Source organism: Ruegeria sp. AB8 (assembly GCF_056542605.1).
Genome location: NZ_JBQGAB010000022.1, coordinates 50,751 through 74,541, shown reverse-complemented (window position 1 = coordinate 74,541; position 23,791 = coordinate 50,751). Strand labels below are relative to the sequence as shown.

At 59.6% G+C, this 23,791-nt stretch carries 22 protein-coding genes; 11 read left to right on the top strand and 11 right to left on the bottom strand.

Going from position 1 to position 23,791, the window contains the following annotated elements:
* A partial coding sequence (glyA, locus tag ACR0CG_RS19585) for a serine hydroxymethyltransferase (protein ID WP_480526972.1) occupies positions 1-751 on the bottom strand: 751 nt, incomplete at its 3' end.
* A 167-nt stretch (positions 752-918) separates the two neighbouring features.
* On the opposite strand from glyA, the gene ACR0CG_RS19580 reads away from it, so the two are divergent.
* Positions 919-1,680, top strand: coding sequence for an NAD kinase (locus ACR0CG_RS19580; protein WP_480526970.1), 762 nt, complete (start codon positions 919-921; stop codon positions 1,678-1,680).
* Between the two features lie 277 nt (positions 1,681-1,957).
* Here ACR0CG_RS19580 and ACR0CG_RS19575 read toward each other — a convergent pair whose 3' ends face one another.
* The 4 genes from ACR0CG_RS19575 to ACR0CG_RS19560 all read right to left on the bottom strand — a co-directional run bounded on the left by ACR0CG_RS19575 (position 1,958) and on the right by ACR0CG_RS19560 (position 8,323).
* Positions 1,958-3,400 (bottom strand): amidase family protein, encoded by a 1,443-nt coding sequence (locus tag ACR0CG_RS19575; protein WP_480526968.1) that lies wholly within the window; start codon positions 3,398-3,400, stop codon positions 1,958-1,960.
* Between the two features lie 94 nt (positions 3,401-3,494).
* Positions 3,495-5,384, bottom strand: a complete 1,890-nt coding sequence (gene prpE / locus ACR0CG_RS19570) for a propionate-CoA ligase PrpE (RefSeq protein ID WP_480526976.1) — start codon at positions 5,382-5,384, stop codon at positions 3,495-3,497.
* Positions 5,385-5,615: 231 nt separating this feature from the next.
* Complete coding sequence (locus ACR0CG_RS19565) at positions 5,616-6,005, bottom strand: GFA family protein (RefSeq protein WP_321251763.1); 390 nt, start codon at positions 6,003-6,005, stop codon at positions 5,616-5,618.
* Between the two features lie 44 nt (positions 6,006-6,049).
* On the bottom strand, positions 6,050-8,323 hold the full coding sequence (locus ACR0CG_RS19560; RefSeq protein ID WP_170808225.1) for an NADP-dependent malic enzyme: 2,274 nt from the start codon (positions 8,321-8,323) through the stop codon (positions 6,050-6,052).
* Positions 8,324-8,496: 173 nt separating this feature from the next.
* Between ACR0CG_RS19560 and ACR0CG_RS19555 the strand changes: the two genes are divergently transcribed.
* From ACR0CG_RS19555 to upp, 7 genes are all read left to right on the top strand, one after another.
* A complete protein-coding gene (locus tag ACR0CG_RS19555) occupies positions 8,497-9,195 on the top strand; it encodes a hypothetical protein (protein WP_480526967.1) in 699 nt (232 codons plus the stop codon).
* A complete protein-coding gene (locus tag ACR0CG_RS19550; RefSeq protein ID WP_480526965.1) occupies positions 9,164-10,261 on the top strand; it encodes a cupin domain-containing protein in 1,098 nt (365 codons plus the stop codon). Before ACR0CG_RS19555 ends, ACR0CG_RS19550 begins: the two co-directional genes overlap by 32 nt.
* 103 nt (positions 10,262-10,364) lie before the next feature.
* Entirely contained in the window at positions 10,365-10,757 is a 393-nt protein-coding gene (locus tag ACR0CG_RS19545) for a cytidine deaminase (RefSeq protein WP_170808228.1), read from the top strand.
* A 4-nt stretch (positions 10,758-10,761) separates the two neighbouring features.
* Positions 10,762-12,069 carry a thymidine phosphorylase gene (locus tag ACR0CG_RS19540; protein WP_480526963.1) on the top strand — a complete coding sequence of 436 codons (1,308 nt, stop codon included), beginning with the start codon at positions 10,762-10,764 and terminating at the stop codon, positions 12,067-12,069.
* Complete coding sequence (locus ACR0CG_RS19535) at positions 12,066-13,277, top strand: phosphopentomutase (RefSeq protein ID WP_480526961.1); 1,212 nt, start codon at positions 12,066-12,068, stop codon at positions 13,275-13,277. Before ACR0CG_RS19540 ends, ACR0CG_RS19535 begins: the two co-directional genes overlap by 4 nt.
* Positions 13,274-14,260 (top strand): adenosine deaminase, encoded by a 987-nt coding sequence (locus tag ACR0CG_RS19530; protein ID WP_480526959.1) that lies wholly within the window; start codon positions 13,274-13,276, stop codon positions 14,258-14,260. Before ACR0CG_RS19535 ends, ACR0CG_RS19530 begins: the two co-directional genes overlap by 4 nt.
* The gene (gene upp, locus ACR0CG_RS19525; protein WP_170682358.1) at positions 14,257-14,889 is read left to right on the top strand and encodes a uracil phosphoribosyltransferase; all 633 of its coding nucleotides are present in this window, start codon (positions 14,257-14,259) and stop codon (positions 14,887-14,889) included. The genes ACR0CG_RS19530 and upp overlap by 4 nt, the downstream gene beginning before the upstream one ends.
* 108 nt (positions 14,890-14,997) lie before the next feature.
* Here upp and ACR0CG_RS19520 read toward each other — a convergent pair whose 3' ends face one another.
* Positions 14,998-16,011: a hypothetical protein gene (locus ACR0CG_RS19520; RefSeq protein ID WP_321251776.1), complete on the bottom strand. Its 1,014-nt coding sequence runs from the start codon at positions 16,009-16,011 to the stop codon at positions 14,998-15,000.
* A gap of 151 nt (positions 16,012-16,162) precedes the next feature.
* Between ACR0CG_RS19520 and ACR0CG_RS19515 the strand changes: the two genes are divergently transcribed.
* The 3 genes from ACR0CG_RS19515 (at position 16,163) to ACR0CG_RS19505 (ending at position 18,702) form a co-directional block, all read left to right on the top strand.
* The gene (locus ACR0CG_RS19515) at positions 16,163-17,098 is read left to right on the top strand and encodes a DMT family transporter (RefSeq protein ID WP_480526957.1); all 936 of its coding nucleotides are present in this window, start codon (positions 16,163-16,165) and stop codon (positions 17,096-17,098) included.
* The gene (locus ACR0CG_RS19510) at positions 17,095-17,745 is read left to right on the top strand and encodes a sulfotransferase family 2 domain-containing protein (protein WP_480526956.1); all 651 of its coding nucleotides are present in this window, start codon (positions 17,095-17,097) and stop codon (positions 17,743-17,745) included. The genes ACR0CG_RS19515 and ACR0CG_RS19510 overlap by 4 nt, the downstream gene beginning before the upstream one ends.
* Positions 17,746-17,976: 231 nt before the next feature.
* A complete protein-coding gene (locus ACR0CG_RS19505; protein ID WP_480526954.1) occupies positions 17,977-18,702 on the top strand; it encodes a Hint domain-containing protein in 726 nt (241 codons plus the stop codon).
* A gap of 52 nt (positions 18,703-18,754) precedes the next feature.
* On the opposite strand, the gene ACR0CG_RS19500 is transcribed toward ACR0CG_RS19505, so the two are convergent.
* The 5 genes from ACR0CG_RS19500 to ACR0CG_RS19480 form a co-directional block, all read right to left on the bottom strand.
* The gene (locus ACR0CG_RS19500) at positions 18,755-20,953 is read right to left on the bottom strand and encodes a 3-hydroxyacyl-CoA dehydrogenase NAD-binding domain-containing protein (RefSeq protein WP_480526953.1); all 2,199 of its coding nucleotides are present in this window, start codon (positions 20,951-20,953) and stop codon (positions 18,755-18,757) included.
* Positions 20,950-21,435, bottom strand: coding sequence for a cupin domain-containing protein (locus ACR0CG_RS19495; protein ID WP_480526951.1), 486 nt, complete (start codon positions 21,433-21,435; stop codon positions 20,950-20,952). Before ACR0CG_RS19495 ends, ACR0CG_RS19500 begins: the two co-directional genes overlap by 4 nt.
* Positions 21,435-22,646 carry an acetyl-CoA C-acetyltransferase gene (locus tag ACR0CG_RS19490; protein ID WP_480526949.1) on the bottom strand — a complete coding sequence of 404 codons (1,212 nt, stop codon included), beginning with the start codon at positions 22,644-22,646 and terminating at the stop codon, positions 21,435-21,437. Before ACR0CG_RS19490 ends, ACR0CG_RS19495 begins: the two co-directional genes overlap by 1 nt.
* Positions 22,647-22,657: 11 nt before the next feature.
* Positions 22,658-23,296 carry a glutathione S-transferase family protein gene (locus tag ACR0CG_RS19485; protein ID WP_480526947.1) on the bottom strand — a complete coding sequence of 213 codons (639 nt, stop codon included), beginning with the start codon at positions 23,294-23,296 and terminating at the stop codon, positions 22,658-22,660.
* A gap of 276 nt (positions 23,297-23,572) precedes the next feature.
* Positions 23,573-23,785 (bottom strand): hypothetical protein, encoded by a 213-nt coding sequence (locus ACR0CG_RS19480; RefSeq protein ID WP_170609554.1) that lies wholly within the window; start codon positions 23,783-23,785, stop codon positions 23,573-23,575.
* Positions 23,786-23,791: the final 6 nt, after the last annotated feature.

Sequence of the window (23,791 nt, the reverse complement as noted above, 5' to 3'; positions counted from 1 at the left end):
CATTGGTCAGGATCATGCCGCCACGCGGACCGCGCAGGGTCTTGTGCGTGGTGGTGGTTGCCACATGCGCATGCGGGAAGGGGCTGGGGTGCTCGCCCGCCGCCACCAGACCGGCGAAATGCGCCATGTCCACGTGCAGGTAGGCGCCGACCATATCGGCGATCTCGCGCATGCGGGCAAAGTCGATCTGGCGCGGGATGGCCGAGCCACCGGCGATGATCAGCTTGGGCTGGTGCTCTTTCGCCAGCGCCTCGACCTGATCGTAGTCCAGCATGTTGTCTTCCTTGCGGACGCCGTACTGCACCGCGTGGAACCACTTGCCCGACTGGTTCGGGCGCGCGCCATGGGTCAGGTGACCACCGGCATCCAGGCTCATCCCCAGAATGGTGTCACCGGGTTTGATCAGCGCCTGGAACACGCCCTGGTTGGCCTGAGAACCCGAGTTCGGCTGCACGTTGGCGAAACCGCAGCCAAACAGTTGCTTGGCGCGGTCGATGGCCAGGTTCTCGGCAATGTCCACGAACTGGCAGCCGCCATAGTAGCGCCGCCCGGGATAGCCTTCGGCGTATTTGTTGGTCATCACCGAGCCCTGCGCCTCCATCACTGCGGCGCTGACGATGTTTTCGGACGCAATCAGCTCGATCTCATCGCGCTGGCGCCCCAACTCGGACCGGATCGAGCCGAAAAGCTCAGGATCACGATCCGAAAGAGACTGGGTGAAAAAACCGGTGTCACGAAGATTGGCGTTCATGGGGGCTCCACATGGCTGGGAATAATCTTGCGGATTTCCTATCGGAAACGACATACATGCAAAAGTCGTAAAGCGACGAATTGGCCCGTTATGGCGTCAAGTCTGGCCTATCGGGGAAAGGTATGTTTGTTTCGGAACCAAATGTGCAGCACCGGAAACCCGTTTACATGATTCAGAGAATCGCCTTTCTTGCCAGCGACGCCAAGGTGGCCCAGATTGCGCGGGATGCGCTGGTCGCCCGATACGGCAATGCCGCGCCTCGGGACGCAGATGTTGTGGTCGCGCTTGGGGGCGACGGGTTCATGTTGCACACCCTGCACAACATGCAACATCTGGATACGCCGGTTTATGGCATGAACCGGGGAACCATCGGCTTTCTGATGAACGAGTTCAGTGAAGAGGACCTGATGGAGCGGCTGGCCGCCGCCGAGGAGGAGGTCATCAACCCGCTGGCCATGCGCGCCATGGATCAGTCCGGCAAGATGCACGAAGCGCTGGCAATCAACGAAGTGTCGTTGCTGCGCGCCGGACCGCAGGCCGCTCGGCTGAAAATCAGCGTGGATGGCAGGGTTCGCATGGCTGAACTCATGTGCGACGGGGCTTTGTTGTCCACGCCTGCCGGATCCACTGCCTACAACTACTCGGCCCACGGCCCGATTCTGCCGATCGGGTCGGATGTTCTGGCGCTGACCGCGATTGCCGCCTTTCGCCCGCGCCGCTGGCGCGGCGCTCTGTTGCCCAAGATCGCGCATGTCAGGTTTGATGTGATCGAAGCGGATAAACGACCGGTCATGGCGGATGCGGATTCGAACTCATTCCCAGACATAGATTGGGTTGAAATCCGGTCCGAGCCGTCAATCACACACCGAATTCTGTTCGATCCCGGCCATGGTCTTGAGGAGCGTCTGATTTCTGAGCAGTTTACCTAAGCTGTCCAGTTTGAACATTTTTTCGGTTTGTGTGAACCAGTTCACAGGAAAGTGCTTTATCATTCGTTAATCTGAACTTGCCCGGAGAACACGCTAAGGCGGGAGTGAGTGGCCGCCAACAGCGTATTCGAAATGATTGCGCAGTTTTCGCGCTGGCGAGGGTGGGTGGTGCTACGCTCGTCATCAGAAATTCGGGCATATTTTAGTATGCGGACCCCGGGCACAAAAACCCGGGGTCTATTTTTGTCAGCTGCGTTGTCAGGGTTTAGGCCGAGGCTCAGCGTGCCCCTGATTCCATTCTGCCCCACAGCGGAAAACACATCTGTCCGACGCGGGCTTCGATCGCGGCCGCGGCATCAACCGCCAGGTCTTCACGCCACCGCCGCGCAGCGATCTGCACATTGATCGGCTGAGGGCCTTTAGGCAGGCTGGCAAGCCGGGCGGGAACGCATGCGGCCGGCAGACCCAGAAAGTTCATCGCGTACGAGTAGACGGCGCAGCCGAGAACCTCGTGAACACCTTCGGCCCCCTCTGTGTCACGATCGGGTCCAAAGAAGGGTTGCGGCAGAAATGGGGACAGAACCAGCGCGTAGTCCTCCATGAACAGTGACCATTGCCTTGCATAGTGGCTGCGTTCCGCCAGCATGCGGATCAACTCGGTTCCCACGATCGGCGGAAATTCCTGGAAATACACTTCAAAGACATCCCGGATGGTCTGCGACCCGACCGCTTCGATGTCGCTTTTCATCAGGGTCAGAACCTCGCCCATCAGTGCGCGATACCCATTGCGTCCGCAGTCGAACACATCCGGCGTTTCGACTTCGTCTACCTGATAGCCCGCGTCCGTCAGCGCATCGCGTGCGGTTTCCAGCGCCTTTTCAACTTCGGGGTGCAGGGCGTAGCCGTATGTGTTCTTCGTAAATGCAACCCTGATCGGGGTATCCGGGTTCTTGGTCCGCCAGGGCAGGGGAACGTGGAACGGATCCCGCGGGTCTGGGGTAATCAGACAAGGCATGGACAGGTGCAGGTCGGCAGCAGAACGTGCGATCAGCCCCTGCACCGACATGGACTGTGCCAGTAACCCGCGTTCCGCCTGTTGACTGGGGTTCCAGGCTGGTACCCGGCCCAGACCGGGTTTGACCGTCACGGCGCCGTTGGCTGCTGCCGGAAATCTCAGGCTGCCACCGATGTCGTTGCCATGGCCCAGTGCGCCGATGCCGGCCATCACTGCAGCGCCTGCACCGCCAGACGACCCGCCGGGCGAGATGTGCCTGCCCCAGGGGTTGTGCGTGCGACCATAAAGCGGATTGTCGGTGTCCGCGCGGAACGAGAATTCAGGTGTATTCGTCCGGCCGATCACGACCGCGCCTGCCTTCAACAGATTGGCTACCACCGGAGCATCGTCGGGTGCGATAACATCCTTCAGGGCAGAAACGCCGTTTGTTGTCGCGTGGTCCTTCTGGTCCACATTGACCTTGATGGTGACGGGAACACCGTGCAGCGGGCCTGCAGGCGCGCCTTTGGCGCGCGCCTTGTCCAGTTCTCGTGCGCGTTCAAGGGCTTGCACACTCAGGTCGTCTACGACCGCATTCAGGTCCGGGTTGGTCTCGTGCATCCGGTCCAGCGCGCCTTGCACGGCGGCCTCGGCGCTCAGTGCGCCGCTGCGGGTTTGGCTGGACAATTCGGTGGCGGTTAGTCGCCAGAGTTCTTGATCTGTCATGGGCCCTCTCTGTCTCAGAGTGACAGTAGGGGGCCGGTAACAGGTTGCAAGCGAAAGGCGAAAAGCGGGCGACGGTTTGTCGCCCGTTTCTGGGTTACTGAGCGTAACCGATGGTTTTTAGGGCTCCGGCGATCTCATCCAGAATGGCCGGATCGTCGATGGTTGCGGGCATCTTGTACTCCTTGCCATCTGCAATCGAGACCATGGTACCCCTAAGGATCTTGCCCGACCGCGTCTTGGGCAAGCGGTCGACCACGACAGCAAGCTTGAACGCCGCAACAGGCCCGATCTTTTCGCGCACCATTTTGACAACATCCTGCACGACCTCGGTGTGATCTTTGTCGCAGCCAGCGTTCAGGCACAAAAAGCCAACTGGCATCTGCCCCTTCAGCTGGTCCGAGACGCCGATGACCGCGCATTCGGCGACGTCGGGATGGGCGGCCAGGACCTCTTCCATCCCGCCTGTGGACAGGCGGTGGCCGGCCACGTTGATCACGTCGTCGGTGCGCGCCATGATATAGAGATAGCCGTCCTCGTCGATCATCCCCGCGTCACCGGTTTCGTAATAACCGGGGAACTGATCCAAATAGGATTTGCGGAACCGGTCCTCGGCGTTCCAAAGGGTTGGCAGAGTGCCGGGCGGCAGGGGGAGTTTGACCGCGATGGCCCCAAGCTCGCCCGCCTGAACCGGGTGGCCTGCCTCATCCAGAATCTGCACGTCATATCCTGGCATCGGCTTGGCGGGTGATCCCAGCTTGACGGGCAGTTCCTCGATCCCCAACGGGTTGCCGGCAATGGTCCAGCCCGTTTCGGTCTGCCACCAATGATCGATCACTGGAACTTTCAGTGCGTTCTGCGCCCATGTGATCGTGTCCGGGTCTGCGCGTTCACCTGCCAGAAAAAGTGCCCTCAGGCAGGACAGGTCGTAATTCTTAAGCATGTCGCCCGAAGGGTCTTCGCGCTTAACAGCGCGGATGGCCGTTGGGGCGGTGAAGAAGCTGCGCACGTTGTGTTCAGAAATCACCCGCCAGAAAGTGCCCGCATCCGGGGTGCCGACCGGTTTACCTTCGAACACGATCGTCGTGTTGCCGTGGATCAGCGGCGCGTAACAGATATAAGAATGACCGACGACCCAGCCCACGTCCGAGGCGGCCCAGAACACATCGCCCGGATCAACGTTGTAGATGTTCTTCATCGACCAGTTCAGCGCTACAAGGTGCCCTGCGGTAGGGCGCACAACACCTTTGGGCGCGCCGGTCGTTCCCGACGTATAAAGGATATAGGCTGGATCGTTGCCATCAACCGGCACACATTCCGCCGGTTCAACGCCGTATTGGAAACCATGCCAGTTGAAATCGCGCCCTTCGATCAGCTGCGCCACTTCCTGTTCGCGCTGGAAGATGACGCAGAATTCGGGCTTGTGACTCGCCATCTCGATGGCGCCGTCCAGTAGCGGCTTGTAGTGCACCACCCGACCAGGTTCCAGCCCGCAAGACGCCGCAATGATCGCTTTTGGTTTCGCGTCGTCGATCCGAACGGCCAGTTCATTGCTGGCAAAACCGCCAAACACGACAGAGTGAACAGCCCCCAACCGCGCGCAGGCCAGCATCGCCTCAAGTGCTTCGGGGATCATGGGCATGTAAATAATGACCCGGTCGCCTTTCTCGATCCCCTTGGCCCGCAGCGCCCCGGCCAGCGTTGCAACGCGGTTGCGCAGTTCGACATATGAGATTTCGCGTTTCGTATGGGTGATCGGGCTGTCGTAGATTATGGCCGTCTGCTCACCCCGACCGTTTTCAACATGCCGGTCCACCGCATTCCAGCAGGTGTTGACCTTGGCGTCACAGAACCATTCATAGAGCGGGGCATTGTCGTCAAACAGCGCTTTGCTTGGCGGCTGTACCCAGTCGATCCCCTTGGCGGCGTCCATCCAGAACGCCTCCGGATCGGATTTCCAACTCTCATAGATGTCCTGATAAGCCACGGCATCGTCCTCCTCAAAATCCCTTGCAAGTGTGTTAGGCATCCGCCGCCTGTCGGACAAGCGGCTGAAATGACGGCGCGTCAGTTTACCGCGAATTATTTGCAGATACCGGGAAAATGGGCTGCAAAGTTTTGCAAATCGCCTTCCCGATCAAGGTGAATTGGCAACAAAGCCTTTGTTTTGCAAAACTGCAAACTATTAGTTGCAAATGGCCGCGGAATCACGGAGCGTTCAGTTTCCGGTCTTGGCGTATCGGGGCAAGCTGTCCTGAATATCCAGCCACGGCAGGTGATCTGTATGGAACACGTGAAACCGGGGCGAAACTGTTTCCGGGTTTTCCAGCGTCGCGATGTAAAGGTGGATGTTCACCGTGTCCCCCGCATTGCGATACGCCATCTGAGTTCCACAGGCCGCGCAGAACAGCCGCTCGACATCCGGGGATGACCGATAGACCGCAGGTGCATTGCCAGACCAGGTCACCGATTCATGCGGCAATCCGAAAAATGCGGTAACAGGGGCGGCGCAGTTGCGGCGGCAATCCGTGCAGTGGCAATAGCAACTCCACGCTATGTTGCCGTCACTTTCCCAACGGACGGCCTTGCAGTGACAATGCCCCTTCATGGTGCCCCCTCCCGAAAACGGCGGCCTATGTCAGAGCCACCCCATTAACCGTAATGCGCAACCGGAGTTCCGGCAATGGCCGCCATGTTCAACAAGCCGCGCGCCGTGATCGAGGGCGTCACGATATGCGCCTTGTTGCCCATGCCCATCAGAATGGGGCCGACCTCGATTCCGTCCGCTTTCATCTTCAGAATGTTTCGCACCCCGCTGGCGGCATCCGCGTGGGCAAAGATCAACACATTCGCTGCGCCCTGAAGGCGCGAATTCGGGAAAATACGCGAGCGTAGCTCGGGGTCCAGCGCAACATCCAGGTTCATTTCACCTTCATAGGTGAAGTCCCGAGGTTTGGAGTCCAGAATATCCAGCGCGGCGCGCAGGCGCTTGCCCGAACCTTCCGCCTGATTGCCGAATTGCGATTGCGAGCAGAACGCGATTTTCGGCTCAAGCCCGAACCGCCGCACGTGGCGGGCCGCCCCGATTGTCGTTTCGGCAAGTTCTTCAGGTGTGGGCAGTTGCCGGACATGTGTGTCGGCAATGAAAAGGGGACCGTCCTCCAATATCATCAGGGACAGCGCACCCTGCGCGCGAAGATCTCCGTCGTCCAGAACCTGTTCGACATAGTTCAGATGCCAGCGGTATTCGCCAAATGTGCCACAGATCATGCTGTCGGCTTCTTCACGCTGGACCATGATCGCGGCAATCGCGGTCGTGTTGGTGCGCATGATCGCCTTGGCCAGATCCGGTGTAACGCCCCGGCGCTGCATGACCTGATGGTAAGAATTCCAGTAATCGTAGTAACGCGGGTCGTTTTCCGGGTTCACGATCTGAAAATCCTGCCCCGGCCGGACAGTCAGGCCCAGCTTTTCGCAGCGTGCATCGATCACCTCGGGTCGGCCAATCAAGATCGGCGTTTCCGTAGTTTCTTCCAGGATCGCCTGTGCCGCGCGCAGAACCCGTTCGTCTTCGCCTTCGGCAAAGACAATTCTGCGCGACGCTGCGGCTGCGGCCTCGAAAACCGGACGCATCAGCAGGGCCGATTTGAAAACGGTCTGGTTCAGGCTTTCCTTATAAGCCTCGATATCCGAGATCGGCCGTTTGGCCACGCCACTGGCCATTGCCGCCTTGGCAACCGATGACGATACAACGCCCACCAGACGCGGATCGAACGGCTTCGGAATCAGATAATCCGGCCCGAACGTCAGTTGTTCTCCCTGATAGGCGGCTGCGGCTTCGGCGCTGGTGGTGGCGCGGGCCAGTTCGGCGATGCCATCGACGCAGGCAATCTGCATGTCATCGTTGATCTCGGTCGCGCCGACGTCCAGGGCACCGCGAAAAATGAAGGGAAAGCACAGCACGTTGTTGACCTGATTGGGAAAATCGCTGCGGCCCGTTGCGATGATCGCGTCCGGAGCAACCTCTCGGGCGGCATCCGGCAGTATCTCAGGGGTCGGATTGGCCAGGGCAAAGATGATCGGGCGCTTGGCCATCTTCGCGACCATCTCGGGCTTCAGGACATTCGGGCCGCTGAGCCCCAGAAACAGATCTGCATCGCCAATTACATCATCCAGTGTGCGCAGGTCCGATTTCTGCGCGAATTGGTCTTTGTGGGGGTTCATATCCTCGGCCCGGCCTTCGTAGACCAGCCCGTGAATATCGCACAGCCAGATGTTCTCGCGCTTGACCCCCAGTTTGACCAGCATCATCAGACAGGCAATGCCCGCTGCACCGCCGCCAGTTGACACCACCTTGATGTCTCCGAACTTCTTACCGGCAACGTGTAGGGCGTTCTTGGCCGCGGCGCCAACGACGATGGCCGTTCCGTGTTGGTCATCGTGAAATACCGGGATGTTCATCCGCTCACGGCACAGTTTTTCGACGACAAAACAATCCGGTGCCTTGATGTCCTCCAGATTGATGGCGCCGAAGGTCGGTTCCAGTGCGCAGACGATATCCGCCAGCTTTTCCGGGTCGGGCTGGTCCACTTCGATATCGAAACAGTCGATACCAGCGAATTTCTTGAACAGAACCGCCTTGCCTTCCATCACCGGTTTCGAGGCCAGTGCGCCAATATTGCCAAGACCCAGAACCGCGGTGCCGTTTGACACGACACCCACCAGATTCCCGCGCGATGTGTAAAGCTCGGCATTGGCGGCATCCGATTTGATCTCAAGGCTGGCCTCGGCCACACCGGGCGAATAGGCACGCGCCAGATCGCGGCCATTGGCCAGCGGTTTGGTCGCTTTTATTTCAAGTTTTCCGGGCTTCGGGTGGGCGTGATAGTCAAGCGCGGCCTGCCGCAGGCTGGGTGTGTCGGACATCGGTGAACAAGCTCCTTCCCGGAATTTGGTTTAGTGTTAAACTATATTTTCTGACTTGGCTATGCGGTCTAATGCGTGGGCCGGAATTGGCCGATAGTGACAGGCTGGTTGAAATTGTTAGTGGTTCTTTTACACGGAGTGGACTTTCACTGCAGCGAAGCGCAAAATCAGGCATGAGCATAAAAGACAACACGCGGCCGGAGAAGGCCGTTTCAGGCAACCAGTCCACTTTTGGTATGGAAAAGTCCGGGTTCCGCGTGGCAATTGCGCTGATGGCCCTGATCCTGTGCGCCGTTGTGATTTGGCCCCTGCAGGCCGAGCAGCTCAACCAGGAAGGGGGGCCGTTCGAAACGATTTCGGCTGCCGCGCTGCTTGCTGCCGGGCTGGCGGCACTGGTGCGGTTTCCCGGATTGAAACGTCTTTACATCGGTGTGACCTGCCTGCTTTTGGCCGAGCGCGAGCTGGAAGCAGACATTTATTCCGAAGGAACCGTGCCGTTTTTGATACTGAGCGGCCTGGATGACATTCTGGACATGACGCTGATCCGGGTCGTGCTTGCGGTCATCATACTGGGCGGTGCCATTTGGCACGGGGTGCCCAACGCACGGCTTGCGCTGAAACAGCGCGCGCCGTTTTTGCTGATCTTCGTTCTTGCCGGGCTGTCGGCTGTGGTGGCCCAGCTTCTGGAAGAGGTCTCGGGACTTTTTGACGAGACGCTGTCCCCGATTATGGCGATCCGTCTGTTTGCGCTGGAAGAAACGCTCGAGATGTTCTTTTCGATTGGCATTTTGGCCTCTGTTCTGATCGGATGGCCCAAATCGAATATTGAAGAGAAGCCTGATGACCAGCAGCAAAAGTCCGACACTCGCTGAATTCCGTCTGCCCACGAACGAACTGCGCGACGACATCCCGTTTTATACCAGAACGCTGGGGATGCGGATGGATATGATCTATCCCGCCGATGACCCCCGTGTTGCGGTGTTTTCGGGCCATGGCTTGCGATTGCGCATCGAAAAGGACGCGCCCGAGGCGCCCGGGACCTTGCGAATTCTGACCGAGGATCCGGATCGGTTTGCTGGTGGCGAGCGTGTGCTGGTCGCCCCCAATGGAACTCGCATAGAAATTGACGACCGCAACCCGCCGCTGGTGATGCCGGAAACGGTGCATTCCTTTGTCGTGCGTAGGCTGAAGGATCAGGCGCCGTGGATCATTGGACGGGCGGGTATGCACTATCGCGATCTGGTGCCTGATCGGCTGGGCGGGTCGATCATCGCCAGCCACATCCGTATCCCCGATGGCGGCCCGGTGCCCGACATGGTGCACTTTCACAAGGTCGGGTTTCAGCTGATCTTCTGTATCCACGGCTGGGTCGATGTTGTGTACGAGGATCAGGGCGAAAAGATGCGCCTGACGGCGGGCGATTGCTTTATCCAGCCTCCGGAAATCCGTCACCGCGTGCTCGAGGCCTCGGACAATGTGCAGGTGATTGAGATCGGTGTACCCGCGGAACATGTCACGGAAATCGATCATGACATGGATCTGCCCACCCCTCATTTCCGGCCCACGCGGGAATGGCAGGGGCAGCGGTTTGTGTACAATCAGGCCAAAGATGCCGAGTGGGGGGAGTTCCGCTTGCCGGGATATATCTGCCGGGACACCACGATTGCGGAAAACACTAAGGGCGTTGCCGGGGTTCAGGTGGTAAAACGGGGGCAGGGCGATCCGGTCTGGGCCAGTCATGATACCGATATCCATTTCACCTTCGTGATGAACGGTCAGGTGACGCTGGAAGGGGAAGGACGTGATCCCTATCGGCTGGAACAGGGCGACGCCTTTGTGATCCCGCCGGGGATGCGCACGCGCCTTGCGGACCCGTCCGATGATGTCGAGCTGCTGGAGGTCACATTGCCCGGGACCTTCAATACAACGCTGGGTTAGGTCAAGATCGGATCAGGAAACATGCGCCGGGGGCTTCAAATCCCCCGGCTCTTTCCATTAGGGTATGGCATTCTGACCAGATGATCAAAAATTGGGAATCACCATGCCTTTGAAAGACGCCGCCCTGTCCGTCCGGGAAAACGCTTACGCGCCGTATTCGAAGTTCAAAGTGGGCGCGGCGATCCGGTCGAAGTCCGGAGTGATCTTTTCCGGCTGCAACGTGGAAAATGTCGCCTACCCGGAAGGCACTTGTGCCGAAGCGGGTGCGATTGCCGCGATGGTGGCCGCGGGTGAGCAGGAACTGACCGAGGTTTATGTTGTCGCCTCGAGCCCGCAACCGGTACCGCCTTGTGGCGGATGCCGTCAGAAGCTGGCGGAATTCGGCAAGCCGAACGTCAAAGTGACGCTTGCGACAGCAACCGGAACTGAGCTTGAGACAACCATCGGACAGCTTCTGCCCGGCGCGTTCGACGCCTCTCATATGGAGGATGTCTGAACCTATGGACGCCCGTTCGATCATCGCGAAACTGCGCCGGGGTGACGTTCCGACCAGTGCAGAGCTGAACTGGTTCGCCCAGGGTTTGGCCGATGGTGCCGTCAGTGACGCGCAGGCCGGGGCGTTTGCCATGGCAGTTTGCATGGGCAGTCTGGGCGCACAGGGCCGCGCCGATCTGACCGTCGCGATGCGCGACAGTGGAGAGGTGCTGAGCTGGGATCTGGACGGTCCGGTGATCGACAAGCACTCGACCGGTGGGGTCGGGGATTGTGTCAGCCTTGTGCTGGCGCCGGCGCTGGCCGAATGCGGGGCCTATGTTCCGATGATCTCGGGGCGGGGTCTTGGCCATACCGGCGGGACACTGGACAAGCTTGAGGCCATTCCAGGGGTCAGCACCCAAATCAGTCAGGACCGGCTCGAGCAGATATTGCGCGAAACCGGTGCGGCCATCGTCGGCGCGACCGGTCAGATCGCACCTGCGGACAAGCGTCTTTATGCGGTGCGCGACGTGACGGCGACAGTTGAAAGCCTGGATCTGATTACGGCGTCGATCCTGTCGAAAAAGCTGGCAGCGGGCCCGGATGCGTTGGTGCTGGACGTGAAGGTCGGTTCCGGTGCGTTCATGAAAACGCTGGATGATGCCCGAAATCTGGCGCGGGCCTTGACCGAAACGGCAAACGCCGCCGGGTGTCGCACGTCGGCAGTGATCACCGATATGAACCAGCCTCTGGCCTCGGCGCTAGGCAATGCGCTGGAAATAGCCGAGGTGATGAGGGCGATCACCAGCGGCCAACCGACACCTCTTGCCGAGCTTTCCGCCGAATTGGGCGGTGTGTTACTTAAAGATGCGGGAATGTATGCCTCGATTGACGAGGGGCGCAGGCAAATCGCCGATGTGATCAGGGACGGTCGCGCGGCGGACCGGTTTGGCCGCATGATGGCGGCGGTGGGCGGTCCGGTCCATCTTGTCGAAAACTGGGAACGCTTTCTGCCCGAAGCGAATGTCATTCAGGAAGTTGCGGCCCAACACAGCGGCTATATCACAAGCATAGACGGCGAGGCGCTGGGTCTGGCCGTCGTCGCGCTGGGTGGCGGGCGGCAGGTCGAAGCCGACGTCATTGACCCGGCAGTGGGCATTTCTGACATCGTGCGATTGGGGCAGCAGGTATCCCAGCGCGAGCCACTGGCCGTGGTGCACGCCGCACGCGAAGACGCAGCCCGGCAAGCCGCAGAGGCGATTTTGCAGGCCATCACGATCAGCGAAACGCCCGCACCGATCCCCGATCTCGTCCATGAAAGGATTACCGCATGAGCCGGGCTTTCCTTGTTGTCATGGATTCCGTCGGCATCGGTGGTGCGCCGGATGCGGATCAGTTTTTTAACGGTGAGGTCCCGGATACGGGTGCCAACACCGTGGCCCATATCGCGCAGGCCTGCGCGGAAGGGCGCGCCGAAGATGGTCGATCGGGTCCGCTGCACCTGCCCAACCTCGACGCGCTGGGGATGGGAGCGTCTGTGCGTCTGGCCTCGGGCGATGAAACACCGGGGCTCGAGGTCGAACCAACCGGCCTTTGGGGCTGCGCGCACGAACATTCGCTGGGCAAGGACACGCCTTCGGGCCACTGGGAACTGGCCGGACTGCCGGTGCCGTGGGACTGGCACTATTTCCCGGACACCACGCCCGCATTCCCCGCTGATCTGAGCCGCGCGGCGGCAGAGGCAGCCGGAACAGACGGGATACTGGGCGATTGCCACGCCTCGGGCACGAAAATCATTGCCGAGCTGGGGGCTGAACACATGCGGACGGGCTGGCCGATCTGCTACACCTCGGCCGACAGCGTGTTCCAGATTGCCGCGCATGAGGAAAGCTTTGGCCTCGACCGTCTGCTGCAGATGTGCCGGACGCTGGCCCCGATGCTGCATGACATGAAGATCGGCCGCGTCATCGCACGCCCGTTTATAGGCTCGCCCGAGGACGGGTTCACCCGAACCACCAACCGCAAGGATTTTGCCATTCTGCCGCCCGCGCCGGTTTTGACCAACTGGGCGCAGGATGCCGGACGCCGCGTTCACGCGGTGGGCAAGATCGGCGACATTTTCTCGATGCAGGGGATTGATACCTTGTGCAAGGGCTCGGACGCCGAACTGATGGGGCACCTGTCTGATCTGGTGGACGAAGCTGAAGACGGCAGTCTGACCTTTGCCAATTTTGTCGAGTTTGACAGTCTCTATGGACATCGCCGCGACATCAGCGGCTATGCCCGCGCGCTGGAATGGTTCGACCGCGAAATCGGCGCGATCCTGAAAAAACTGCGCGCGGATGACCTGATGGTGCTGACCGCCGATCATGGAAATGATCCTAGCTGGACCGGCACAGACCACACACGCGAAAAGGTGCCGGTGCTGATCGCAGGGCGGGGCGCAGGGCAGATCGGTGCGGTCAATTTCGCCGATGTCGCCGCCAGCATCGCGCATCACCTGAACATTCCGGCACATGGACCGGGACGGAGTTTTCTATGACTGTCGCAGACCTGCCTAAGATCGAGTTGCATCTGCATCACGAAGGCGCGGCTCCGCCCGCCTTCATTCGCCAGCTTGCGCATGAAAAACGCATTGATCTGAGCGGTATTTTCAAGCCCGACGGCTCCTATGACTTCCGCGATTTCGCCCATTTCCTGAGCGTTTATGAGGCCGCCTGCGAAGTATTGAAATCGCCCGAGGATTTCCGCCGACTGACCCTGGCAATTCTGGAAGAAAGTGCGGCCAATGGCGTGGTGTATTCGGAAACCTTCCTGAGCCCCGATTTCTGCGGCGGTGGCGATGTGCACGCCTGGCGCGATTACCTGAATGCCATTCAGGACGCCGCGGATGAGGCCGAGCGCAAGTTCGACATCACCCTGCGCGGCGTCGTCACGTGTGTTCGCCATTTTGGCCCGGACAAGGCGAAACTCAGCGCCCGTTGCGCGGCCGAAACCTCAGGCGACTGGATCACGGGCTTTGGCATGGGCGGCAACGAAGGGGTCGGCGCGCAAGGCGATTTCAAGTGGGCGTTTGATTGCGCCCGCGAGGCAGGATTGCGGCTGACCACCCATGCGGGTGAGTTTGGCGGACCGGACAGCGTGCGCGATGCGGTGCGCGCCCTGGGGGTCGAGCGGATCGGACATGGTGTGCGCGCCATCGAAGACCCCGACCTGATGCATGAACTGGTCGACCGGGACATCACGCTTGAGGTTTGTCCGGGGTCCAATGTGGTGCTGGGCCTGTATCCGGATTTCAGCGCCCATCCGATCGCAAAGTTGCGCGATGCGGGCGTCAAGGTCACCGTCTCAACCGACGATCCGCCGTTTTTTCATACCACCATGCGGCGTGAATATGAGATGCTGAACATAGCTTTCGGCTGGCAGGCCGAGGATTTCAGCGCAATGAATGACACGGCCCTCAATGCGGCCTTCTGTGATGAAGACACCCGTATGCGGGTCCAAAAAAGACTGGAGAAAACATGAGCGAACATCTGACCGTCGTTGATCATCCGCTGGTGCAGCACAAATTGACGCTCATGCGGGACAAGGGCACATCGACCGCCGTTTTCCGGCAGTTGCTGCGGGAAATCACCCTTTTGCTGGCCTATGAGGTCACGCGAGAACTAAAGCTGACGACCCGCAACATCGAAACCCCGATGGAGGAGATGGACGCGCCCATTCTGGCCGGTAAGAAACTGGCATTGGTGTCGATTCTGCGTGCTGGCAACGGGATGCTGGACGGTGTGCTTGAATTGATCCCGTCGGCGCGGGTGGGCTTTGTCGGATTGTATCGCGATGAAGAAACGCTGAAACCGGTTCAGTATTACTTCAAAGCGCCCGAAGGACTGAAAGACCGCCTGGTCATTGCTGTGGATCCGATGCTGGCCACAGGCAACAGTTCAGCCGCTGCGATTGATCTGCTGAAAGAGGCAGGCGCGACCGATATCCGTTTCCTCTGTCTGCTGGCCGCGCCCGAAGGCGTCGCGCGGATGAAAGAGGCCCATCCGGATGTGCATATCGTGACGGCCGCGCTGGATCGCGAACTGAATTCCAAGGGCTATATCATGCCCGGACTGGGCGACGCCGGCGACCGGATGTTCGGTACCAAATAAGCTGTCTGCGGCGTTTCGGGTGTAAGGTGAGGCACAAAATCCCTGCCCCGCCTACGGCGTTCTCGGGGTAATCGTGTGGGAGAGTGTTCAGGTAAATCCCGAAAGGCTTTATTCACCACAGATATTTTGCAGCCGGACCCAGTCGCGGTCCGGCAGGACCTGCTCCTGGGATCGGCCCGCCATCGGGTCGGCCTCGATCAGGCCCAGAACCGTTTCGCCAGTGATATCACGCGCGTAGGCGTAAGGTGTCGAGGGCAGGGCCGCCTGAGCAAAAACGGCCAGCAATTCCTGATCGGGCAGGGATGGGCGCGGTTCCGAAAGGACCTGCTCGGTATAACTGTCGATGATTTGCGGTGTCAGTTCACCGGTCGTCAGCAACCGGAATGCGGTTGTCGGGCCGGTGCGGTCCAGCAGATCGTCAAGCGGGTCATGTGCCTCGGCCCGGGCACGTTCGGCGATGACATATCCTGCCGCCACGGCCGGGTCTTCATGATCCTCGACCAAAGTTCGGCTCAGCAGCACCGTGCCGCCCGGCAGGCTAAGGCTGTTCTGCACCCCGGCAGGCAGGATCACGATCTGCCGCACTCCGGTCCTTTTTGCCAGCATATCCAGCGCGGCCTTGGCATCTTCCGACGCACAGGCGCGCCCGGAGACCCTTTCGATGCGTTGCAGGATGGTATCGCCGATGTCCTGCCGCTTGATCTTGGGAACGACTGAAACAACGTGGCTTTGCAAGGCAACCGGCAACCAGAGCAACAGCAGGGCCGCCACGGCGGCGACTACCCCGCCGACACTCAACCAGCGCAGTCGGCCAGGGTGCGGACGTGACCGGTCGATTGCACGTTGCAGCCTGTCGATCGCTTCGATCATCGTGGTTTCGGATTCGGCCAGTTCCAGCGTTTCATCCGGGTCGCCGTCAGGGTTGAAAATGGCCGGGTAGCCGCCCGGATTTTGCCGCTCCAGCGCGGCCAGGGACCAGTGGGTCAGCGCACGGTCATTGAAATCCGATATCGTCAGCGTGGCCTCGCCAATCGAGACGACCACCTCGCGCCGCTGCATATCGGGCGAGGGCCGCCACAGACCGGTGGCTTCGATCCGCTGGTACTGTTTTAAGGCCGTCATCGGGGCGAGGTCTGCTCAAAATTATTTTGATCCAGCTTAGCATGATAAATTTACGCGGCGCAAACCTGTTGAACCGTATTTGGCACTTGCGCCCGGTACCCGGATACGGGGAAATACGCGGGTCCGGCAGCGAAGGCGAAAATTGAACAGAATGCAGGCAGGCAACCCATCTTCACCCGTTTTGGCCTCTGGCCTCATGATCGGCGCAATGGCCATCATCGGGGTGATCGACAATGTCGTGGTTCTGGTGGCCGAGACCATCGGCCTGTGGCAATTCCACCTGAGCCGCGCATTATTGATGCTGCCGCTGGTGCTTCTGTTGTCACTGCTTGGGTTGGGCGGATTGCGCCCGATCCGCCCGGGCATTGTTCTTTTGCGAAGCGTCCTGATGACGCTGGCCATGCTGTTTTACTTCTCGTCGCTTGCTTTGATGCCGGTTGCACAAGCGTTGGCGGGGTTGTTTACGTCCCCGATTTTCGTGTTGCTGATTTCGGCCTTTGGTCTGCGGCAGAAAATCGGGCCCTGGCGCATTCTGGCTGCGCTGCTCGGGTTTCTGGGGTTGCTTCTGGTTCTGCAACTCAATCCGGCGGATTTCGATGCCAGAACCCTGTTGCCGGTCGCAGGCGGGTTTTTCTATGCGCTTGGGGCGATCCTGACACGGTCCCACTGCGCGCAGGAAAGTACGGTCGTCATGCTGGGGGGGATGGTAATTACACTTGGTATTGCTGGCGCGCTGGGGCTGACGGGGTTTTCGATCTTTCCGGTCGGTGCGGAACCGGGCCCGGAAGGGTTTGTGACCCGGGGCGTGGTCTGGCAGATACAACCCTCGCTTCTTTGGGTGGTGGTCCAGGCCGTTGGGTCAACCATTGCTGTTTTCATGCTGATCAAGGCGTATCAGGTTGGTGAGCCATCCTATGTCGCAATTTTCGAATACTCGGTGATGATCTTCGGTCCTGCGTTTGCGTGGGCGGCCTTTGGCCAATCAATCGATGGCATCCAGATCGTCGGCATCGGGCTGATCGTGCTGGCCGGAGCCCTGCTGGGCTGGCGTTCGATGCGTGCGTCGGCGGAACAGGCCGTGGCGTGATCGTTTCCCGGCGCAGGTCGTATGTGTTTGTCCACATCCCCAAAACGGGCGGCACGTCGCTTGCATCGGCGCTGGAACAGAGGGCAACGAAGGATGACATCCTGATCGGAGACACGCCCAAGGCGCGGAACCGTCATCGACGGCAAAAGGACTTACGGGCCAAGGGCCGGTTGTGGAAACACTCCACCCTGGCGGATATCGACGGGCTTGTCCCGCCCGAGGCGTTAGAGCGCATGTTCACTTTCACGCTGGTCCGCAACCCCTGGGATCGGCTTGTCAGTTACTACCACTGGCTGCGGGACCAGAAATTTGACCACCCCGCAGTGTCGCTGGCAAAGGTGTCATCATTTGAAGAATTCTTGCTGAACCCGGCCACGCTTAGGTCAATTCAGGCGCATCCCGCGCGGCGCTACATGACGCGGGCAGATGGGCACGAGCAGTGCCGAGCCTTTATTCGGCTTGAGAAGTTCGAGGAGGATGCTGAACCGTTGTTCGCGCATCTCGGTTTCAGGCTGACCCTTCCGCATCTCAACGGGTCCGAAAGAGAGGTGGATTATCGGCAGTACTATTCCACGCGAACCCTAAATGCGGTGGCGGATGCCTGCGCGGAAGATATCGGAAGATTCGACTACCGGTTCCACTCCTGATCCCATCACCGTTTCCGAATTTCCGGTAAGCCGATGAAAAACGGTCGCATTGTTTTTTGGTTGTGGGTCAATGGGGTCGAAACAACCTCAATTTGGGCTAAAATATGTCAAAACTAAGACAGCGCGCCTGATCACATGATACCCCGGTTTCAATGTTTATCTGTGCCAAGGGGGGCTGGGCACGTGTTTGAAGTAGTGAGTGTTACTGATTTATCAGATCATGCGCGGAAGATGGACAACGTCCTGTCGCGCAATGCAACGTTGTCGCGCCGGGGCGGGTTTGTCCACGGCACCAAGATTGCGACGACCCGAGGCTGGAAGCCGGTGGAGCGCGTCGCGGCAGGTGATCTTGTCCGAACATTGGACCATGGTTTCAAGGAAGTGCGCCGAATTGCGACTGACAGGGTGAGCATCGCAACTGGCGAAATGCGCGCAGAATATCTGCCCGTCTACTTGCCGTCGCGTGCGGCGTATAATGGGCGTCCTGTCTGGCTGATGCCAGAACAGGGGGGCGCGCTGGACATAAGCCGGATTGAACCGGGCACCGAAGGCGTGTCTGTGATCCCGGCCCGGATGCTCAGCGGGATGTGCCGGATGACCTCGCAGGCACCGTCGACAACCTTCGATGTCAGCACGTTGTTTTTCGATTGTGACGAGGTGGTGTTTCTTGAAGGCGGGTTGCAGGCCTTTTGCCCGGCAAGTCGCTTTGGATCGCGCGGGTCCTCGGATCAGTCTTCATACCAGATCGCCGAGGCGCAGGACGCCGACCACCTTGTCGATCTGATCGCATACAAGGGCGAACTATCAGCCCTTGCAAACCCGTTGGGTGCGCTGCCCGCGCCCATCCCGCAAGAACCGATTTTTCCCGTCAGGCCACAGTTGGGAGTGCGCCGCCCGGGAAGACCCGGCAGGCCGAATGTGCCAGCCCTGTTTTTGCGGCCTGAATGGCAGACCTAACCAAACACTAAGAAAACGATGCAGGCGCGTATTACGCGCCTGCATCACTTGTTCAGGCGGCCTTTGCCTCGGGCGCGAAGCGGCCATAGAACGTCTGGCCCTTATCGGCCATCTCGCGCAGCAGCGGCGGGCACGCGAACCGTTCGCCGTATTGCGCTGCCAGCTGGTCGCAGCGTTCGGCGGCGTAAGGTGCGCCAATGATGTCCAGCCAGCTTAGTGGGCCACCGGACCACGGGGCAAAACCCCACGCCAGAATGGCACCCACGTCACCTTCGCGGATATCCTCGAGAACGCCTTCTTCCAGCGCGCGGACCGCTTCCAGAACCTGTGCGAACATCAGGCGTTCCTGCACCTCGATCAGGTCGGGCTGATCTTCGACCAGCGGGTATTTGTCTTGCAGACCTTTCCAATACCCGACGCGCTTGCCCTTTTCGTCATAGTCGAAGAAGCCTGCATTTGCCTTGCGGCCCAGACGTCCCTGTTCTTCCATCCAGAAGATCAGATCGTCCGAGGGGCTTTCGGGATAGGCATCGCCCATCGCCGCCTTGGTTGCGCGGGCAATCTTGGCGCCCAGATCAATCGAGGTCTCATCGGTCAGCTGTACCGGCCCGACCGGGAAACCCAGTTGACGTGCGGCGTTGTCAACCAATGCAGGGCTGACGCCCTCGGTAATCATGCGCGCACCTTCGTTGATGTACGGGATGATGCATCGGTTGCAGTAGAAGAACCGCGCATCGTTGACGACGATCGGTGTCTTCCGGATCTGACGCACGTAATCCAGCGCCTTGGCCACCGCACGATCCCCGGTTTCCTTGCCTTTGATGATCTCGACAAGGAACATCTTCTCGACCGGCGAGAAGAAATGGATGCCGATGAATTGATCCGGCCTCATGCTGGCCTTGGCCAGATCGGTGATCGGCAGGGTCGAGGTGTTGGAGGCAAAGATGCAATCTTCGGGAATGATCGCTTCGACCTTTTTGGTCATGTCGGCCTTGACTGCGGGGTCTTCGAATACCGCTTCAATAATCAGGTCGCAGCCTTTCAGATGCTCCAGATCGGGCGTTGCGGTGATGCGGGCCAGCATGGCTTCTTTCTTTTCAGCCGTGACCTTGCCGCGCTTGATACCCTTGTCCAGGTACGCTTCGGTATAGGCCTTACCCTTGTTGGCGGCCTCCTGATCGCGGTCGATGAGAACGACTTCCATCCCGGCCTGAGCGGACACCAGCGCGATGCCCGCGCCCATCATGCCCGCGCCCAGAACACCGATCTTCTTAACCGACTGGTCCGGCACACCCTGAGGTCGCACTGCGCCTTTCTCCAGCGCTTCCTTGTTCAGGAACAGGCTGCGGATCATCGCTGACGAGGACGGGTTCATCAGGATCGAAGTGAACCAACGCGCCTCAATCCTCAGGGCTGTGTCGAAATCGACCAGAGCACCCTCGTAAACCGCGCTCAGCAGGGCCTGAGCGGCCGGGAACGCGCCTTGTGTCTTGCCGTTGACCATCGCCGACGCGCCAACGTAGTTCATGAAGCCAGCCGGATGGTACGGCGCACCACCGGGCATCTTGTACCCCTTTGCATCCCAAGGCTTGACCAGATCCGCATCGCTGGCGTTCAGCACCCATTCCTTCGCGGCGGCCAGCGGGTTTTCGACGACCTCATCGACCATTCCCGCACCCTTGGCCTTGTTCGGCTCCAGTGTTTTGCCTTCCAGCAATAGCGGAGCCGCACCAACGGCACCCAGCTTGCGGACCATGCGGGTGGTTCCGCCCATGCCCGGGAAGATGCCGATCATGATTTCGGGCAGGCCGATCTTGGCCTTCGGGTTGTCGGCGCAGAAAATGCGATGACAGGCCAGTGGCACCTCAAGCCCGATCCCCAGCGCGGTGCCGGGCAGGGCGGCGGCAATCGGTTTGCCGCCCTTTTTGGTCTTCGGGTCCATTCCCGCCAGTTCGATCTTACGTAGAATGCGATGTCCGTTCATGGTGAAATCGAACATGGCCTGCGCCGGTTCATCGCCCGACTTCTCGCGGATCGATCCCAGTACGTTCAGGTCCATACCGGCGGCAAAACTGTCCTTGGCTGAGGTGATAACAGCACCCTTGATGTTGTCATCTGACAGAACCTGATCGATCATCTCTTCGATCAGGGCCAGCGCCTCGACGCGCAGGATGTTCATGCTTTTCTCGGGTACGTCCCAGGTGATGATGGCAACGCCGTCGGCGTCCACTTTCATGGTGAAATCAGTCATGTCTCGTCTCCGATCTGGTCAGCCGTCAGCGGGCTGCCGTCTTTGCGGGTGAAGCGAAAGCCGTGGGCATCGAACTTCACCATCATGTCTATGTCGCTATAATATCCGGTCTCGGTCGGGGTCCGTGTGCCCACCACCAGAAAGGTCGCGGGCGCATCGGTTTTGTTTACAAGGTGATGGCCATTGGCCTCACCTGCGGGCCAGGCGGCGCAATCGCCGGGCTGCATCTCATGCTCACCATCGTCATCTATCAGCACACAGGTGCCAGTGAGCATGATCGCAAACTCGTCCTGCTCCATATGATAATGGCGCAGCGAGGACATGCCTTGCGGTTCAAGCCGCACGATGTTGACCCCGTATTGGGATAGCCCGCCGGCATCTCCGACCGGTTGAACAAAGCGGCCATCGCCAGCTTTGGCCAGCTTGCCGGGGTAACCCGAACCGCCCCGGAAAGGGATTCGAGAGAGATCCAGCTTGGGCATCAGACACGCTCGATAATCGTTGCCGCACCCATGCCGGACGCGATGCAAAGCGTGGCCAATCCGGTTTCCTTGTCCTGACGCTCCAGCTCATCCAGAAGCGTGCCGATGATCATCGCACCGGTCGCACCCAGCGGGTGACCCATCGCGATCGAGCCGCCGTTGACGTTGACCAACGCCGGGTCGACGTCAAACGCCTGCTGGAAGCGCAGCACGACCGAGGCGAAAGCCTCGTTCACCTCGAACAGGTCCAGATCGCTGATCTTCATGCCGTTGTCGGCCAGGATTTTTTCGGTGACCGGAACCGGGCCGGTCAGCATGATGGTCGGGTCGGTGCCGATCTTCGCGGTTGCCTTGATGCGCGCACGTGGTTTCAGGCCGTATTTCTCGCCGAATTCCTTGTTGCCGATCAGAACCGCGGCCGCACCGTCCACGATGCCCGAGCTGTTTCCTGCATGATGAATGTGATTGATTTTTTCCAGATGCGGGTATTTCAGCATGGCCACCTTGTCGAAGCCGGGCATCTGCTCACCCATCATCGCAAATGAGGGGTTCAGCGCGCCAAGGCTCTGCATGTCCGTACCGGGGCGCATGTATTCGTCGCGGTCAAGAATGGTCAGCCCGTTCTGGTCCTTGACGGTGATAACCGACTTTTCGAACCGGTTGTCTGCCCATGCTTCTGCTGCGCGCTTTTGCGATTCAACCGCCAGCGAATCTGCATCATCCCGGCTGAAGCCATATTCCGTCGCGATAATATCGGCCGAAATGCCCTGCGGGACGAAATATGTGCTCATCGCAAGAGACGGATCAACGGCGATGGCGGCACCATCGCTGCCCATGGGCACGCGGCCCATCATCTCGACGCCGCCAGCGATGTACGCGTCGCCAGCACCGCCTTTCACCTGGTTAGCCGCCAGGTTCACCGCTTCCATCCCAGAGGCGCAGAAACGGTTGATCGCGAGACCGGGGATCGACTGGTCAAGATCGGACGCCAGCACGGCCGAACGTGCCAAACAACCGCCCTGTTCCATCACCTGCGTGACATTGCCCCAGATCACGTCCTCTACGGCGTGGCCTTCGAGGTTGTTACGCTCTTTCATCGCGTTCAGGGTCAGGGCGGACAGGCGCACCGAGGTTACCTCGTGCAGGCTGCCATCCTTGCGGCCTTTGCCGCGCGGGGTGCGCAGGGCGTCATAGATATAGGCTTCGGTCATGGGTCTTCTCCTCAAGCTCGATCCGACAGGTTGCCGGGCATCAGGTCATAGGGGTGTTTCCAACCGGGCTGTTCACTGAGACGTGTCAGCCAGGCGTCGATATTTGGCCAGTCGGCGCGGTCGAAACCGAATGGTTCCGGATAATACAGGTAGCCGCAGCAACTGAGATCTGCATTTGTCACGCCGTCGCCGACGATCCAGTCACGACCGGCCAGATGCTGGTTCAGAATCTCGTATGCCGCCTTAAGCCGACCTTGATTGAACGCGATCACATCCGGGTTGCGGTGCTTTTCCGGCAGGAAATTGATCAGAAAACGAGTGAGGCCAGCCATTGAACTGAGTTTGTGATTATCCCACAACACCCAACGGAAAATCTCGTAGTTCTCTTCCCGGTTCCTGCCGCCGAACTTCCCTGATTTCTCAGTCACATACGCCTGAATGGCGCCGGACTGACTGGTGCGGAAATCGCCATCGATCAGAAAGGGCGCTTCGCCCATTTCGTTGGCCTCCGCGCGAAATTCTGGCGTGCGGGTCTCGCCATTGAAGAAATCGACAAAGACCGGCTCCCACTCCAGCCCCGACATCTCCAAGGCCAGCGCCGCTTTGTAGGAGTTCCCGCTTTCTCCGAAACAATGCAGTTTGATAGTCATGCGATTACCCCTCCCAAGGCGCATGTGGTCAGGTTGGAATTGAGTATTTTGGAAAAGATGAAGAGCCGACGTTTACCTTTGATCAACCTTGGTCTGTTTCAATCAACGAGCGGTACAGGCTGTAGAGCCGATGACCGCAAAAGGTGAAGTCGTCCCTGTCCTGATGGCGAGTGCGCCCGGTGGCAGGGGCGCATCAGGCCTTCATCTTTTCAAAAATACTCCCGCCGGAGGCGTCCGGCCTCGATGCGATAGCAGGCGAAGAATTGGTGTATTGCCTCACCGCTTTCGCGCTTCCAGTTCGGAATTGAATATGCGTAGCCGGTGAGTCAGGTTCTCCTCGTCAATAACACTGTTGAAATTCTCGAACAGAAAAGACAGCGCTTCACCCTCGTCCAGCCCCGCTTCGCGGGCGAAACCCTTGAGACGGCGATACCCGTCTTCGGTCATTGCAACCGGAAAGCGGCGGGTTAAGCGAAAACGTTTCGGCATGTCTTG

Excerpts from the sequence above, each read along its gene's own strand:
- ACR0CG_RS19485 (WP_480526947.1), bottom strand. The coding sequence starts at position 23,296 with ATGACTATCAAACTGCATTGTTTCGGAGAAAGCGGGAACTCCTACAAA.
- ACR0CG_RS19500 (WP_480526953.1), bottom strand. The coding sequence starts at position 20,953 with ATGACTGATTTCACCATGAAAGTGGACGCCGACGGCGTTGCCATCATC.
- ACR0CG_RS19555 (WP_480526967.1), top strand. The coding sequence starts at position 8,497 with ATGAGCATAAAAGACAACACGCGGCCGGAGAAGGCCGTTTCAGGCAAC.
- ACR0CG_RS19495 (WP_480526951.1), bottom strand. The coding sequence starts at position 21,435 with ATGCCCAAGCTGGATCTCTCTCGAATCCCTTTCCGGGGCGGTTCGGGT.
- ACR0CG_RS19520 (WP_321251776.1), bottom strand. The coding sequence starts at position 16,011 with ATGACGGCCTTAAAACAGTACCAGCGGATCGAAGCCACCGGTCTGTGG.
- ACR0CG_RS19515 (WP_480526957.1), top strand. The coding sequence starts at position 16,163 with ATGCAGGCAGGCAACCCATCTTCACCCGTTTTGGCCTCTGGCCTCATG.
- ACR0CG_RS19535 (WP_480526961.1), top strand. The coding sequence starts at position 12,066 with ATGAGCCGGGCTTTCCTTGTTGTCATGGATTCCGTCGGCATCGGTGGT.
- ACR0CG_RS19560 (WP_170808225.1), bottom strand. The coding sequence starts at position 8,323 with ATGTCCGACACACCCAGCCTGCGGCAGGCCGCGCTTGACTATCACGCC.
- ACR0CG_RS19490 (WP_480526949.1), bottom strand. The coding sequence starts at position 22,646 with ATGACCGAAGCCTATATCTATGACGCCCTGCGCACCCCGCGCGGCAAA.
- ACR0CG_RS19575 (WP_480526968.1), bottom strand. The coding sequence starts at position 3,400 with ATGACAGATCAAGAACTCTGGCGACTAACCGCCACCGAATTGTCCAGC.
- ACR0CG_RS19530 (WP_480526959.1), top strand. The coding sequence starts at position 13,274 with ATGACTGTCGCAGACCTGCCTAAGATCGAGTTGCATCTGCATCACGAA.
- ACR0CG_RS19545 (WP_170808228.1), top strand. The coding sequence starts at position 10,365 with ATGCCTTTGAAAGACGCCGCCCTGTCCGTCCGGGAAAACGCTTACGCG.
- ACR0CG_RS19550 (WP_480526965.1), top strand. The coding sequence starts at position 9,164 with ATGACCAGCAGCAAAAGTCCGACACTCGCTGAATTCCGTCTGCCCACG.
- upp (WP_170682358.1), top strand. The coding sequence starts at position 14,257 with ATGAGCGAACATCTGACCGTCGTTGATCATCCGCTGGTGCAGCACAAA.
- ACR0CG_RS19580 (WP_480526970.1), top strand. The coding sequence starts at position 919 with ATGATTCAGAGAATCGCCTTTCTTGCCAGCGACGCCAAGGTGGCCCAG.
- ACR0CG_RS19565 (WP_321251763.1), bottom strand. The coding sequence starts at position 6,005 with ATGAAGGGGCATTGTCACTGCAAGGCCGTCCGTTGGGAAAGTGACGGC.
- ACR0CG_RS19505 (WP_480526954.1), top strand. The coding sequence starts at position 17,977 with ATGGACAACGTCCTGTCGCGCAATGCAACGTTGTCGCGCCGGGGCGGG.
- ACR0CG_RS19540 (WP_480526963.1), top strand. The coding sequence starts at position 10,762 with ATGGACGCCCGTTCGATCATCGCGAAACTGCGCCGGGGTGACGTTCCG.
- ACR0CG_RS19480 (WP_170609554.1), bottom strand. The coding sequence starts at position 23,785 with ATGCCGAAACGTTTTCGCTTAACCCGCCGCTTTCCGGTTGCAATGACC.